General features: G+C 72.8%; 10 protein-coding genes. 8 read left to right on the plus strand and 2 right to left on the minus strand.

The features are described from left to right. Positions 1–32 precede the first annotated feature (32 nt). Positions 33–3,458 (minus strand): endo-1,4-beta-xylanase, encoded by a 3,426-nt coding sequence (locus KJS59_RS25525; protein WP_213455511.1) that lies wholly within the window; start codon positions 3,456–3,458, stop codon positions 33–35. Between the two features lie 396 nt (positions 3,459–3,854). Here KJS59_RS25525 and KJS59_RS25530 point away from each other — a divergent pair, with 396 nt between their 5' ends. From KJS59_RS25530 to KJS59_RS25565, 8 genes are all read left to right on the plus strand, one after another. Next, complete coding sequence (locus tag KJS59_RS25530; RefSeq protein ID WP_213455513.1) at positions 3,855–4,715, plus strand: glycerophosphodiester phosphodiesterase family protein; 861 nt, start codon at positions 3,855–3,857, stop codon at positions 4,713–4,715. A gap of 165 nt (positions 4,716–4,880) precedes the next feature. Then, positions 4,881–5,201, plus strand: coding sequence for a hypothetical protein (locus KJS59_RS25535; protein WP_213455515.1), 321 nt, complete (start codon positions 4,881–4,883; stop codon positions 5,199–5,201). Positions 5,202–5,467: 266 nt separating this feature from the next. Continuing rightward, positions 5,468–7,441: a DUF2207 family protein gene (locus tag KJS59_RS25540; RefSeq protein WP_213455516.1), complete on the plus strand. Its 1,974-nt coding sequence runs from the start codon at positions 5,468–5,470 to the stop codon at positions 7,439–7,441. Between the two features lie 89 nt (positions 7,442–7,530). Then, the gene (locus KJS59_RS25545) at positions 7,531–8,307 is read left to right on the plus strand and encodes a hypothetical protein (RefSeq protein ID WP_213455519.1); all 777 of its coding nucleotides are present in this window, start codon (positions 7,531–7,533) and stop codon (positions 8,305–8,307) included. An 8-nt stretch (positions 8,308–8,315) separates the two neighbouring features. Beyond that, on the plus strand, positions 8,316–8,579 hold the full coding sequence (locus tag KJS59_RS25550) for a WXG100 family type VII secretion target (protein ID WP_141721382.1): 264 nt from the start codon (positions 8,316–8,318) through the stop codon (positions 8,577–8,579). A 2-nt stretch (positions 8,580–8,581) separates the two neighbouring features. Further along, a complete protein-coding gene (locus tag KJS59_RS25555) occupies positions 8,582–8,830 on the plus strand; it encodes a hypothetical protein (protein WP_213455521.1) in 249 nt (82 codons plus the stop codon). Beyond that, positions 8,827–10,542, plus strand: a complete 1,716-nt coding sequence (locus KJS59_RS25560; protein WP_213455523.1) for a hypothetical protein — start codon at positions 8,827–8,829, stop codon at positions 10,540–10,542. The genes KJS59_RS25555 and KJS59_RS25560 overlap by 4 nt, the downstream gene beginning before the upstream one ends. Then, on the plus strand, positions 10,533–11,003 hold the full coding sequence (locus KJS59_RS25565; RefSeq protein WP_213455525.1) for a DcrB/PsbP domain-containing protein: 471 nt from the start codon (positions 10,533–10,535) through the stop codon (positions 11,001–11,003). The genes KJS59_RS25560 and KJS59_RS25565 overlap by 10 nt, the downstream gene beginning before the upstream one ends. Here KJS59_RS25565 and KJS59_RS25570 read toward each other — a convergent pair. Then, positions 10,990–15,348: an FtsK/SpoIIIE domain-containing protein gene (locus KJS59_RS25570; RefSeq protein WP_249714895.1), complete on the minus strand. Its 4,359-nt coding sequence runs from the start codon at positions 15,346–15,348 to the stop codon at positions 10,990–10,992. The two genes, KJS59_RS25565 and KJS59_RS25570, sit on opposite strands and share 14 nt — an antisense overlap.

Raw genomic sequence — 15,348 nt, forward strand, 5'->3', positions numbered from 1 at the left:
GGGCGCCGGTGACCGGCGTGCGTTGCCACGGGTCAGCCGACGGGCTTCCACGGGCCGTTGGGCTTACCCGGCTTTTCGTTGCGGGTCCACCATTGGGCGACGTACAGCGCGCCCTCGTACTGCACGACCTCCCCGGCGTTGTAGATGCCCGACGGGGTCCAGAGGGTGGTGCCGTCCGGCGCGGTGGCGATCTCCTTCCAGGCGCCGTTCGGATCGCCCGGCGCCTCGTTGCGGGTCCACCACTGGGCGACGTACGTCTTGCCCTCGTGCCTGACGGTGTCCCCCTTGTTGAAGGTCCGTGACGCGGTCCAGCTCGCCGTGCCGTCGTCCGTCGTGGCGATCTGCTGCCACGCACCGTTCGGGTCGCCCGGCGCCTGGGTGGTGGTGTTCCACAGCGCCGTCCAGAACGAGCCCTGGTAGGTGACCCAGTCGCCGGCGCGGTACGTCTTACCGGCGCTCCAGGCCGGCACCGCCGGGCCGACCAGTTGACCCACGCCCCAACGGGCGGTGGTCTGGTAGCCCGTGCCGGTCGGCTCGGCCCACGAGCGGACCGCCGTGCGGGTGCCGCTCGTGCCGTCGTTGACCTGGAAGTCCAGGCCCTGGAACGTGCCCGGCCCGCCCTTGCCGGCCAGGGTCACCGCCGCCTCGACGACGTACCCGGTGCTGGTCAGCTTCGTGACGCTGCGCAGGCGGGCCTCCTGGTCGGCGGCGTCGCCCGTGCCGAACGAGTGGACGTTGTTCACGTTGATCCGCATCTGCGCGTCCTCGGCCCGGTAGGAGCCGTTCTTCGCGTTGCCCGGGTCGATGAACAGCTCCACCGAGTCCTGCTCGTACGCGTTGGACGACGAGACGTCGATGGTCGGGTCGGTCACCTCCGCGAGGATGTACAGGGTGTCGTTCTGCCACAGGGTGCGCACCTTCGCGGTCGCGCCGGCCGAGTCGCCGGACTGCACCTTGCCGGTCTGCACGACCTTGGCGTCGGCCCAGGCGGCGTCGACGTCGCCGTCGATCGCCGGTGCCTGGCGGGCCTGCACGACCTGCAGGTACGAGAGCGATTCGAGGTACGACAGGGTCCCGAGCGCGCCCGGAGAGTTCCACGCGCCCACCACGTCGCCGTGCGAGAGCACCCGCACATCGAGGCTGCCCGTCTCGCCCTGCGCGACGCCGGAGTGTGGCAGGTGGACGACCGCCCGCCAACCGGCACCGTCGCCGTTCACCACACCGGCCACGTCGCCGGTGCCGTCCTTGCGGAACGTCACCACCTGCCCGCCGTACGCGAACTGGACCGCGTCGGCCTTGTCGTCGGCCACGGTGACCAGCGCGGTGAGGTGGTCGGCGTTCCAGCGCAGGCCGAACGAACCGGCGTCGTCGCCGATCGCCTGTGCCGGCAGCTGTTGCCACTCGACCGCGTTGAACGCCGACTCGTTGAGCGCGACGTCGCCACCGAAGACGTTCGCCGTGCGCAGGTGCGCGGGCAGGTGGTCCGGGTCGGCGATGCCGTAGTAGGCCGGCTTGGCCTGTAGCTGCCCGTCGAAGATGAGCGGGGCCTGCGACGACCGCCAGGAGCGGGCGTCGTTGAGGCCCCAGACCGTCACGGAGAACAGGTCGTGCGCCCGGAAGGCGTTGAACGCGTCCTGGTAGAAGTAGCCCTGGTCGATGATCGCGGCCTGGGTCACCGGGGTGCTGAGCGTGACGTCGAGCTCGGTCACCGCCTGCAGCACCGGCAGGTCGGTGAACCGGTCCAGCGCCGCGCCGAGCGAGCTGATCGCCGTCGTCTGGCTGAGGTGGAACTGGTGGCCCACGCCGTCCACCGGCACCTTGCGTGCCAGCAGGCGCTGCACGAGGTCGTGGTAGCGGCCCTGCTTGCCGCCCTGCTCCGAGTTGTAGTCGTTGATGAACAGCTTGACCGGGCGGACGGCGCCACCCGCGGCGTGGTCGACGTTGAACGCCTGGTCGGCGAGCTGGAAGGCGAGGTCGAGGTGGCTCTCGCCCAGGATCCGGTACCACTCGCTGCGGCGCAGGCCGTCGGCGTTCTCCGGGGTGTCGGCGACCGTCTCGTTGACCACGTCGAACGCGACGAGCGGGTTGCCGGCGCCGAACTGGCCGTAGTTGGTGGCGAGCCAGTTGGCGATGGTGAAGATGTGGTCACGCAGGCGCTGGGTCAGGACCGCCCGGCCGTTCGCGTCGGCCGGCAGCGGGTTGCCCTGGTCGTCCTGGAAGAACCAGGCTGGCGTCTGCTGGTACCACAGCAGCGTGTGCCCGTAGACGCGAAGGTGGTTGTCCCGGGCGAAGTCCATGATGGCGACCGCGTCCGAGTTGGGCCGGAAGTGGTGGTCCGCGTCGTACCACGCCTCGGGCTTGAAGTGGTTCTCCGGCGTGACCTGGTCGAAGTGCTTCAGCAGCAGGTGCGACGGGTTGCCCACCGTCTCCCGGCTGTCGATCGCCACCCCGAACGGGAAGTCCACCGTGTCCTTGATCGGCGTGAGGTCCTGGACCACGCTGGCCTGCGTGGTGATCCGGACGTCGTCGACGAGATAGGTGTACGGCACGTTCGGGTCGAGGTCGCCGGTGCCGATGTAGACCTGGAGCGTGGTGGGGTCGGTGCCCTCCGGCGCCGAGCCCGGGGCGGTCCACTCGGCGGTGACGGTGGTCCACCCGTCCGCCGTCATCGTGGTGTTGCCGATCCACTCGTACTGCGGCTTCATGACGAAGCGCACGCCCGCGGAGCCGGCGGTACCGGCGGCCAGGCGCGCCTTCATCGACAGCGTGTACGTCTTGCCGGCCTGGAACAGGCCGGTCGGGCTCTGGATGCCGACGTAGTCCGCGCCGCGGTCGTTGACGCTCAGCACCTTCCCGCCGTCCGGGCCGGCGACGACGGTGAGCGTGTCGTTGCCGCCGCCGCTCTGCGTCCAGGTGCCGGTGGTTCCGTCCTCGAAGTCGACCTCGCTGATCGTGGTCTGCGCCGGCGTGGTCGGCGGCCCGGTGACGGTCACGTCGTCGAGCAGGAACGGAGTGGTCTCGCCCTCGGCCTCGACGTAGAGCGTGGCGTCGCTCTGGCCGGCGGGGAAGGTGTAGCTGCCGCCGATCCGCACCCATGTATCGGCGGTGGTGGTGGCGCTGTCGCCGATCCAGTCGTAGCTGTCGTCGCCGCCTGCCGCGGTGCGCTGCACGGTGAAGTGGATCCCCGTGGAGCCGGCGGTACCCGCCGGGAGCTTGACCCAGCCGGTCACCGAGTAGGTGACGCCGGCGCGGAACAGGTCGGCCACGCTGGTCGCGGGCCCGTTCCAGTTGGCGGTACGACCGGTCACCGAAAGGCTGTGCGAGCCGCCGTGCGCCTCGTCGGAGAGCGCCAGCGTCACCGAACCGCGGGCACCCCACGGGGCGTACCCGGACTCGAAGTCGTTGGACAGCAGCACCGCGTCATCGGCCCGCGCGGCGACCTGGAAGAATCCCGCCACCAGGATCGCGGCAGCGGCGATGACGATAGGTCGGCGCAGTAATCGCCGCGCTGGACGACCTCGAAATCGGTTTCCAAGACGCATGGTGGCTCCTTGTGCGGCAGGGTTTGGGGACGTGAAGGGACAGCGCCGGCCGTACCCGCGCTGGTACGTGCAGACGGGAATGCTATCCACATCCACGAATGGCGTCGAGGTCCGGAGTCCTCTTGTGCCCGGCCGGCGCTGAGGATCCCTCCACAGCCGAGCCGCCGGTTACTCCAAGTCACGTGGCGGGTGCCAGGAAGGCACCTAGCTGTTCCGCTGACGTTCAGGAACCTCTCCTGCCGAGGCCACGCGGCGGGCGGCGGTGGCTAGCGTCGCGCCGTCAACGTGATCCGAACGGAGCCGAGGTCATTGATGTCCGTACGTCGCGCCCTGGCGAGCCTGGCCGTGGTGCCCGCGCTCGCCGCGCTCCCCGCACCAACCGCCGCTGTCGCCTCGCCCAATAATCCCGGCGTCGTGCTGCCGCAGAAGACCCACTTCGACCTGCAGGCCCACCGCGGCGGCATCGGCATGACGACCGAGGAGTCGCCGGAGGGGTTCGCCAAGGCGATGCGCCTCGGAGTCAGCACCCTGGAACTGGACACCCACGTCACCAAGGACGAGAAGGTCGTGGTCAACCACGACCGGCAGATCAGCGCCCAGAAGTGCCGCGACACCGCGCCGGTCACGCCCGGTGACCCGATGTACCCGTACGTCGGCAAGTACATCAAGGACCTGACGCTGGCCCAGCTCAAGACCATGGACTGCGGGTATCAGGTGCTGCCCGACTTCCCGGAGCAGGAGCAGATCAAGGGCTTCCGGATGGTCGAGCTCAAGGACGTGTTGAACCTCGTCAAGAGCTACCACGCGAACCAGGTCATGCTGAACATCGAGACCAAGGTCGAGGCGGGCGCACCGGAGCAGACCGCGCCCCGCGAACTGTTCGTCCGCGCCGCCGCCATCCCCGGTGTCACGGCGCTGTCCCCCGTCTACGGGTTCCCGCAGAACGGCAAGCTCGGTGAGGCGGGCTTCCGCTTCTACGTGGACGAGGTGATGGTGTCCGCGGCGCACGCCCGCGGCCTGAAGGTCATCCCGTGGACCTGCGACGCCCCGGCGACCGTCGAGGCCCTGATCGACATGGGCATCGACGGCATCATCACCAACTACCCGAACCGCGTCCGGCAGATCATGGCCGAGCGCGGCATGCGGCTGCCGAAGGTGTACGAGGCGCGCTGACCACTCGCTTGCGTGGTGGCCTCCGGGGCTCGCTGGTCACCCAGCGAGCCGTACAAGAGCCTCGCCTCGTTCGTCCGCGCTGTGCCGGCCATCGTCGAACAGTCGCGCCGCACCACCCCGTGATCCGCTCCCGCGCTGATCGTGGACTTGTGGTGGGAGATCTTGGTGCCGATCTGGTCAGAAATGCGGCGTGTCTTACCACGATTTCGCCCCGGGCTGCCGTCAAGCGACACGTTGGCGGACATCGCGATGTTTGCCGCTGCATCGATCACTCGCGACGGGGACCGGATCGAGTTCGGCCGCGGTAACGGGGACGGCAAGTGGTCGGATCAGGCCACCGCCTTCTACGTCGAGATCGCGCCGTTCGTCCGTTCGGGAACCGTCCATCTGTACGGCGAAGGCGCCTGGTCTCACACCTATGCCGCCGGCCAGGTTACTCAACAGGGGGTGGAACGGCTGGGATTCGTCCGTCGAGCCGTTCGGTGAATCGGTGGACCTCCCGTGGACGGCATGGTCAAGAGGCTTTGAAGCCCATGACCGGGGCACGGCGTAGCCGCCGCGCATTCAAGGTGAACGTGTCGAACGGGCAATAGAGGTTCCGCGATTTCCCGGACGAATCGTCGCGGACATCGTGGCCGGACGACCGCCGCGCACCGCACCGAACGTTCGATGACGCCGTTGCGTCGGGGTGACACACTCCGCGGTGTCCGATGGACGTTCATGGGAGGGGTGTTCGTGGCGGAGATGGTGTTATGCCCCCTGGTCGCCCAGGCGTACCCCACCGCACCGGTTTCGCGGCGCGGGAGTTCGTCGGGGCGGCCGAGGGTGAGCGCGGCCCGGCGCGGCGGCGGTTGCCGGGCATGAACCCCGCCGTCGTCGAGTTCGGCGCCATCGGCGCGTCCCTCGCGCTCTTCTTCGGCGCGTACGGGATCATGCTGTTGATCACCAAGCCGCGCCACATCCACGCCGCACCACCCTCGCCGGACCTGCCGGAGGAGCCGCCCGCCGTGGCGAGCCTGGTCGGCGCCGGCTGGCAGGTCACCGAGGACGCCGCCGAGGCGACGCTGCTGGATCTGGCCGCCCGCCACTACCTGGAGTTCCGCCAACCCGACAACGATCCGTACCACACGACCGTCCACCTGACCGGCACCGTCCCCACCGGGCTCAACGCGTACGAGAAGCGGGTCTACGACCGGGTCGGGGAGCTGGCCATGCGCGGCGTGGTGCCCCTGACCGCGATGACCTTCCGGGACGAGAAGGCGGCGAAGTCCTGGTGGAAGGCGCTGCGAAAGGAGGTCATCGCCGACAGCCGGGCCCGTGGCCTGTCACGCCGCCGGTTCGGGCCGGCGATCGTCGGCTTCCTGGTGGTCGTGGCCGCCGTCGCCGCGGCCGGCATCACCTACGGCTTCGGTCACTGGGCCATCCGTACGCCGGACGAGCGCGGCGACGACGTCGAGGGGATCATCGCGGCGTACGCCTTCGGCTTCGCGCTGCTGGCGACGTTCGCCGGCCGGTACACCGGGGAGCGGGACACCGCCGCGGGGCGGCAGGCCGCGGGCCGGTGGATGGGCGTGCGCGACTGGCTGCGTGGGCACGAGGCGTTCGCCGATCTGCCCCCGGCCGCCGTTGGACTCTGGGATCGCTACCTCGCCTACGGCGCCGCGCTCGGGGCGACCCGCACGGCGAGCGCCGTCATCGACATGGGGATGGGCGACCGTACCCGCGTCTGGTCCACCTTCGGCGGCTCGTGGCGCCGGATCCGGGTGCGGTACCCGAGCAGCGGACGGTACGGGTCGACCGCGCCGATGCTGGTGTTCCGCGGCGTCGTGCTGGGCGTCATCGGCTTCCTCGTCGCCCGTCACGGGCACATCATCGTGGACATCGCGATGCAGATCGACGCGGTGTCGAACAGCGCCTTCGCCCCGTTCGCCGGGCTCACCGCGGCCCTGATCACCGTGGCCGGTGCGGTGCTGCTGCTCAACGGCGGCTACACCGTCGTGCGGACGATCACCGACCTCTCCGCGCCGAGGACGGTCACCGGGCAGGTCCTCTGGATCGCCGTGTGGCGGACGCAGAACTCCAGCAGCGACAACAGCCCCCCACAGCCGATCACGTACTACCTCGCGGTCGACGACGGCACGAGCGACCGCACGGTGGCGTGGGCCATGCCGTTGGCGCTGGCGGGCGGCTGCGCGACCGGCGACACGATCCGGATGACGGTCCGGCCCTGGTCGCGGCGCGTCACGGCGGTGAGCCTCGTCGAGCGGGGGAGGGGGCACGGGCCGCAGCCGGAAGTGGAGACCGACAACCTGGTCCTGGCCGCGGTCAACCGGCACCATCACGGCGGCAGCGCGGCCCCCGCGCCGGCACTGGCCCACAACGTCTCGTTGCTGAGTGCGGAGGAGGTCGCGAGCGCCCTGCGCTGGCCGTCGCCGGTGACCGTCACGGGGATGCCGGGGCCGGGCGGGGTCATGCAGTTCGTCGCGCCGGAGGGCCCGATCCTCATGCTGGTCGCGGCGCACGGCTTCCTCGGCTCGATGGCGTGGCGGGCGGCGGGTCAGGGCACGCCGCTGCCCGGCATCGGCGACGCCGCGTTCGCCCGCGCGCAAGCGGCCGCCGCCCGCGTGGGCGGCAGCACCGTACAGGTGACCCTGCTTCCGGCCGCCGCGGGCCGCGAGGCGGCGCTACCCGGCCTGCTCAGCCTGGCAGCCGGGCGGCTGCGGTGAGCGGGCCAGCTGCGGTGAGCGGGCCAGCTGCGGTGAGCGGGCCAGCTGCGGTGAGCCGGGCGGCTGCGGTGAGCGGGGCGGCTGCGGCCATGAGCGGGTCGGCCACCGAGCAGTCGCTCGCGCTCAGCCACGCCGACTTCGTACAGGTGGCCGACCTGCTGGGGGAGCCGGTGCCGCGTTACCTGCGCGCGCCGGTGGAGGTGTACCCGCGCCGGCGCCGGGCGGAAGTCCTCGCCGCGTCGCGACAGTCGCTCGTGGACCGTGCCGTCGTCCTGCCCGGCGATCCGCCGCGTGTTCCCCTGTCCGTGGTGCGCCTGGCGCAGCTCGTGTGCCGACCCGCGCTGACGGTCGACCTGCACCGGGCGGCCGCGGGCCGGTGGGCGGCGCCCATCCGGTACGCGGCCGCGGGCGACGCGGCCGTGGAGGTGCTGCCCGAGTCCGGCGGCGTGCGGCTGACCCCGTTCCACAGCGACGCTCTGCTGCCCAGGCTCGGCTGGCGGGCCGGGATCGAGAAGCTGCCGAAGCCGGCCGCCGAACCGGCGATCGTCCCGCTGAGCGTGCTGCGCTCGGCGCAGACCGCCCGGGAGGCGCTGGCCGACGCGGGCGTGCCGGACGATGCCGGCGCCGCCCTCGCCGCGGGCGATCTGACCGCGGTGAGCGTCCTGGTGCGCACCGGGAGCGGCCGGACCGGCGCGGAACTCGCCTGGGCCACGGGCACCGGCTACTGGCTCGTGCCCGCGGTGCTGACGCCGCTCGCGGACGACCGCGGCGCGGCACCCGACGACGATGCGTCGGTGCGGCTCGCGCCGCTGGACGGTGCCGAACTGATCGATGCCCTGCACCGCTCGTTCACCTTCGACCGCTAGGAGACGCCATGCCCATGATCGGTGGAGAACTCGACCAGCTCGCCGCGCTGAAGGCCACGTTCGACCGGCAGGCCGGCATGGTCGCGGACGTGCTCAGCACGATCCGCAGCCAGCTCGGCAACACCTACTGGGAGGGCCCGGCCGCGTCGCGTTTCCGGGAGTCGTGGCAGAGCGACTTCGAGCCCATGTTGCAGCGCCTCCAGCAGCAGATGGGCGAGGCGGGCGCGGAAATCGCCCGCCGCCGCGACGCCCTCATGAAGGCCGGCTCCTGACCGTGGCCATGGACGCGGCGCGGCTCGAGGAGCTGGCGCGGCTGCTGCTCAACCGCGCCGACGACTTGTACTACGTCGGCCAGCAGCTCGTCAGCAAGGGCGACAGCGCGGACTGGCGGTGCGCCAAGGCCGACCGGTTCCGCGAGGCGATGCGCGGGCGGCGGGGCGAGGCGACGCGGGTCGCGACGCAGCTGCGCGACCTCGGCCGCCTGCTGCGCCAGCACGGCCAGCAGCTGGCAAGCGGGTCATGACCGAGCGCGTCCGCATCGACACCGACGACCTGCGGCAGCTGACCCGCACGCTGCAGGGTGCCCTGCACCAGCTGGCCGACGTCCGGATGGACCTGCTGCGGGCCAGCGCCGACCTGAGCGCCGACCCGGCGTTCTTCCCGGCGTACCAGCAGATCATCGCCGGGCTCGACGGCCTCGGCGGCGCGATCACGAACGATCACGACAACCTCGCCGAGCATGTGCTCGGGGTCGAGGCGGAGCAGGGGCATCCGCCGGTCGCCGACCCGCCGCCTCCGCCGCCACCGGTCGTGCCGCCGGGCCAACACGTCGACCTGCTCCTATTTCCGATCTTCCTGCGACTCATCCAGCGGGCGGCGACGCCGCAGCCGTGGGACGGGCAGTGGGTCAACGCCGACGGCAGCCTCCCACCGCAGGCGAGCGCCGAGGCACGGACCGGGTTCGGTGCCTCGTGGCAGGCGCGCGGCTCGTTCGGCGGCGGTGCCGTCTCGGGCTCGGGCAGCATCTCCGCCACCGGGAGCGGATGGGCGTACGGGGAGGCGGGCGCGGGCGTCGACGAGAAGGGCAACGCCCACGCGCACGCCAAGGCCGGCGCCGGTGCCGAGGCGTCGGTGCACACGGAGGGCCAGGTGGACGCCGGTCCCTTGCACGCTCAGGGGCAGGCCGACGCGTCGGTCCACGCCAGGGCCGAGGTCGAGGCATCGGCGTCGGCCGGACCGGACGGCGTCAGCGCCTCGGCCCGGGCCGAGGCTTCGGCGGGGGCCGAGGCCAGCGCGCAGGGTTCGATCGGCGTCGACGGCGTCGGGGATGCCAGCGGGCACGCCGAGGCCGAGGCCGGTGCCCACGCGAGCGGCCACGGCGAGGTTTCCGTCGGCACGGACGGGGTCTCGGTGGGCGCCGGCCTCGGCGCGGAGGCGGGCGCCTCGGCCGGGGCGGGCGCGTCCATCGGGGGCAGCGCCGGGAGCGCGAAGGTCGGCGTCGAAGGCAAGGTCGGCGTCGGCATCGAGGTCAGCGGCAGCGGCACCGTGTCATGGGACAAGGTCGGTTTCCAGGTGGACGTGGGTGCCGCGCTCGGCATCGGCGTCGGCTTCTCGCTCGACCTGTCGATCTCGCCCAAGGAGATCTTCGGCGCGATCGGCGACGCCATCACCGACCCGATCGGCACGCTCGAAGGGGCGATCGACATGCTCGGCGACGCGGCCTCGTCCATCGCGGACGCCGCGGTCGACGTCGGCGAGGCGGTCGCGGACTTCTTCGATCCCCCCGGGCCGGCGGACTCGCTGCTCGACGCGGCCGGGCAGGCGACCGGGGATCTGGGCCAGGCGGCCGGCGGTCTGGGCCAGGCGGCCGGGGACGTCGGCCAGGGGGCGGTGGACGCCGCCCACGGCGCGGTCAACGACGCCCTGGGGCAGGCGCAGGAGGCCGCACGGTCGGCCGTCGACACGGCGCGGGATGCGGTCGGCCAGGCGACCGGTGCGGCGCAGGCCGCCGTGGAAACCGCTCGCGGTACGGTCGAGCAGGCTGTCGACGCGGCGGTGGGCCCGGCGAGGTCGGCCGTGGACGCGGCGATGGGGGCCCTCGGCGTCCCGCCCGCCGCCCCGGACCTGTCCGGGGCACGTGCCGCCGCTACCTCATTCGAAGAGGCCGCGAGCAACGCGACCAGCGCCGCCGCTCGCTTCCTCGCCCAACCGGCCGGAGGCCCCCCGTGGAACTGACCTATCCGAGCGCACTCTCGCCGGCGCCGCCGCCGTTCCGGCTGAGCCTGCCGGACAGCTGGGAGGAGCGTCCCCATGCGACGGCGTCCGCGTTCGCCGTCGACACGAACTCGCCCGCCGACTTCACGGTGAATCTGGTGGTGCTGAGCACCCGCGTCCTGGTGGAGGCGACGCTGGACGCGCTCGTGGACACCGCCGCCGAGGCCCGGGGGACGAAGATGCTGGACCCGCGGGTGCACGGGCGGCGGCATGAGCCCATCGACGGGCACGACGCGGTGCTGTCGGCGGTCACGTTCCGCAGTGACCGGCTGCCGTTCCCCCTCTTCCAGACCCAGGCGGCGCTGCTGACCGGGCAGGGCACGAAGCATCTCATCCACTGCTACGCGACCTGCCCGGCGGCCTTCGCCGACGACTACGCGACCACGTTCCGGGTCATCTTCGCCTCGCTCAAGCTGAGCTGACCCGCGCCGGACCGGCCTGTGCCGAGGCGGCCTGGGGGGTGGCGACCTGTACGTAGTCCACGTCGCCGCGGCGCACCAGGTAGGCGCGGCCGGGCGGGAAGCGGCGGCTGGCCTTCTGCGGCAGACGCAGCCCGAACAGTTCACCGTCCACATCGACCTCCGGGCGCAGCAGCACTCCGTGCTTCGCCTTGCGCAGGTCGGTGAGCCAACCGCCGAACGACCGGTGCACCGCGTGGACCCCGGCGGCCGCGAGCAGGACCAGGCCCGCGTCGCGGCCCCGGCGTACCAGGGTGGACAGCGCGGCGGCGCCCGGCGAGTCGGCCATCTCCTCGCCGTCGTCGATGACGACCAGCCAGGGTGACCCGGGTCCGGTGGCGCGGTCGCGGACCAACTCCTGCACCTGCCCGGCGAGGGCATCGCAGGCGTCCAGCCCGACCGCCGTCTCGGTCCACCCGGGCAACCGCAGCAGGGGCGTACGCCGGGGGGCCAGCAGGTACGCCTCCAGCCCCGGCAGGCGACCCTGAATCCCGTGGTACATAGTGGACAGCGCCGTGGAGCGCCCGGAGCGGTCGGGTCCGAAGACCGCGAAGACGGGTACGTCGTCGAGGTCGGCGTCGACGACGGAGTGCGTCACCCCGGAGACGCCCACCGGTACGCGCAGCGGCCCCGGTGCCACCTCGGTCAGGGGAACGGAGTCGGGCAGGACCGTGACGGCCGGCGGCGTGGTCGGGTACGCGGTGGAGGCGAGCGTGGCGAGCGCCGCCGCCTGGGCGGAGCCGGACGCGTCCGGCCCGAGCACCGCGATCTGCACCTCGTCGCCGTCGAAGAAGCCCCGTCCCGGCGGCAGTTCGGTCTGGGCGACGGACATCGGCAGGCCCAGCGCGGCGTACTCCTCGGCGTCGGCCATCCGCAGCACCAGCCGGGCCGAGATGGCACCGGACAGGGCGGACGGGATCGCGTTGCGCCGATCGGCGGTGATCACGAAGGCGACGCCCGCCGACCGGCCGTCCGCGACCTGCCGGGCGAGCGTGTCGACGAGTTCCCCGCGGTCCACGTTGAGGTAGGCGCTGTGGAACGCCGCGTACCCGTCGAGCAGCACGACGTGGAACGGCAGCCGCTCGCCGGTCCTGCGCCGGTGCTCGACGATGGACGAAGAGCCGGTGCTGCCCAGCAGCCGCTTGCGGTCGGCGATGACCGCGTCGAGCATCGCGAAGAGCCGGTCGACCCGCTCGGGTTCGTCGGCGCCGACGACGCCGCCGCACTGCGGCAGCGCGGTCAGTGGTCGCAGTCCTCCGCTGGCGAAGTCCACCCCGTAGAGGTGCACGTCGGCGGGGTCGAGCCGGCTCAGCTCGGCGGCGAGGGTGCGTAGCGCCTGCGTCTTGCCCGAGCCGGCCGTGCCGTAGACGAGCAGGTGCCCCAGGTCGGTGAGGTTGACCAGCCACGGCTGCTGGGCCTGCCGGTGCGGCAGGTCGGCGACGCCGAGCGCGACCGCGAAGCCGTCACCGGCGAGGGCGGCGACGTCGTAGTGCCCGGCCAGGGCGTCGAGCCACGGCCGCGGCTGGTCCGGCACGCCGGCCGAGCCGTGTGCCGCGCGTACCGCCGACACGAGGCGCTGCAGGTCGGTGGGGCGGTCGTCGCCCGCGGCGCTGGACGCCCGGGTGGCCGGCTGCTCCCGCAGGCCGGAACCGGGCGGCGCGAGCATGACCAGCGTCGGGGCGCCCCGGCCGCCCGCCGCGGTGCGCGCGTTGGCGTAGGCGCTCTGGACGAGACTGATGTCGCTGTGGCCCACCCGCACGTAGCCCCGCCCGGGCAGGCTTTTCGGGATGCGGGCGGCGTCGGGCCGGTCGAGGACGTCGTTGCTGTCGCCCTCGTCGGCCACGCGCAGCGCGATGCGCAGGTTGGTGTTGGCGCGGATGTTGTCGTCGATGACGCCCGCCGGGCGCTGCGTGGCGAGCATCAGGTGCACGCCCAGCGACCGGCCGCGCTGCGCGATATCGACCACCCCGGCGACGAACTCGGGCAGCTCCTTCTTCAGGAACGCAAATTCGTCGATGACGATGAGGAGGCTCGCCGGGGCGTGCCGCGGGTGGCGCTGTTCGAGCTCGATGAGGTCCTTGGCGCCGTGCTCGCGGAGGATCTCCTCGCGGCGGCGCAGTTCCGCGTTGAGCGAGATGAGCGCGCGCCGGGCCAGATGGGCGTCGAGATCGGTGAAGAAGCCCACGGTGTGCGGCAGCCCGACGCAGTCCTTGAACGCGGCGCCGCCCTTGTAGTCCACCAGGACGAAGGTCAGCCGGCTCGCGGGGTACGTGGCCGCGAGTGAACCGATCATGCTCTGTAGCAGTTCGGACTTGCCCGCGCCGGTGGTGCCCGCGGTCAGGCCGTGCGGGCCGTCGCGGCGCAGGTCGATCGTGAACTGCCCGCGCGGGCCGTGGCCGATCGGCGCGCCCAGGCCGTCGTTGCCCGGGGCGCTCCACCGGCGCATGACGCCCGGCCCGTCCGGTTCGGGCATGCCCAGCAGGTCCAGCAGAAGCACCTGGCGCGGCAGGTCGCCGGTGACCGCCGCGGCGGAGCTGTCCCGCACGGGCGCGAGCCGCCGGGCGACGTCGGCGGCGAGGTGCGGCGCGACGCCGTCCACCACGATGCCGTCGATGGTGCGTCCGGTGAGGGTGACGGTCACCGATGTCTCGTGGCCGGGGCCGGTCCGCACGATCGCCCGGCACTCGCCGGGCAGCGTCTGCGGGGTCGGTGCGGTCGCGACGGCGTACACGCCGAGCTGCGGCCCGTCGGCCAGCACGCGGGACAGGGCCGACCGGGGCACACCGGCGTCGCCCGCCACGACCAGCAGCACGTTCGGCAGCCACGCACCCGGGTCGCCGCGGCGCTCCAGCGTGCTGCGCCGCTGCTGTACCAGGTCGTCGACCAGTTGGAGGACCGCGCGCGCGTCCTGCGGGTCGAAGGCCACCGTCCGTACGCCCGGTAACCCGGCCGCCAACGTCTCGGTGTGCGGCAGCCAGCGCGTCCACGCCCAGTCCTCGGTGGACGCCAGTACGACGATCGCCAGCTCGCGCGGGCTGGTCAGGATCGCGAACTGGAGGACCAGCCACCTCAGCAGCGCGTCGCGTTCCGGCCCCGCGACGCCCAGGACCCCCACGGTGCGCAGGTCCGCGTCGACCGGCGCGGCCTGATCCAGGGCGTACGCCTTGAGCAGCGCCGCGGCCCGTTCGTCCGGCTGGCCGTCCGGCTCCGGGCGCAGTGTCAGGTAGCTCGGCAGGTCGGCGGTGCCGACCCGGACGGTCAGGAAGTCGGTGTCGGCTGCCCGGCGTTCCCACAGGTCGGGTGCGTGGCGCAGCGCCCTCGCCGTGAGGTCGGCGGGGTTGGGTGCGGCGGCCAGGCGCGCCGCGTGCAGGTCCGCGTGGGCCTGCGCGGCCTGCTCGCCGACCGCCGCGATCTCGGTGGTGTACCGCTGGCTCGCCGCCTTGAATTCCCGGCGCCCGCTGCGCTTGTCCTCCCAGACCGTCACGCCGAGCATGACCGGGCCGAACAGCGCCATGAGCAGCATGATCGGGCCCATGACGAAGGCCATCGCGGCGCCGAGGAGCACGGGAACGATCGCGGCGACGAGCGGGACGCGCCGCTTCGGCGGGGTCGCCGGGGCGATCGGGACGGCCAGCGTCCGCGGCTCGATCGGCCGCTGGACCCGCGGTGGCCGAGAGAAGGCGATCCGGCCGTCCCGAACGGCCGCGCCGTCGGGTGTCGCCGCGCCGTCGGGTGTCGCCGCGCCGGAACGCGCGATGGTCAGGGTGGTCGTCCCGGCGGTGATGACCTGCCCCGGCTCGACGTTGACGGTGCCCTCGACCCGTACCCCGTCGAGGAACGTGCCGTTGCTGGAGCCCAGATCGGTCACGGCGACCTGTCGCGAGCCCGCCCCGATGTGCAGATGCCTGCGGCTGACCTCGGCATCGTCCAGGACGACCTGGCAGCCGGGGTCGCGTCCGATGTAGAGGCTCGCGCCGGCGGCCATCGGCAGGCGCCGTCCGGCCTGCGGGCCGCCGGTGATGAGAACCTCGAAGGCCGCCCGCATCCCGGCCGACATCAGCCAGGGCGGTGCGACCGGCCCGGTCAGCAGCAGCCGGTCGCCCATCCGTACGCCCAGCTCCGCGAGCGTGTGACCGGCCTCGACCTCGCCGCCCGTGCGCTCGACGAACATGCGCTGGCCGGTGGCGGGGCCCGGCAGCGCGCGGTGCACGGCGTCGAGCAGGGTGCGTGCGTCGGCGCCCGGCTCGGCGACCAGGCGGATGTCGTGCTCGGCGGCGGTGGTGTCCACGACGGTCAGCAACAGCTCCAT

Origin of the sequence: Rhizomonospora bruguierae (assembly GCF_018397995.1) — a bacterium.
Classification (GTDB): Bacteria; Actinomycetota; Actinomycetes; order Mycobacteriales; family Micromonosporaceae; genus Rhizomonospora; species Rhizomonospora bruguierae.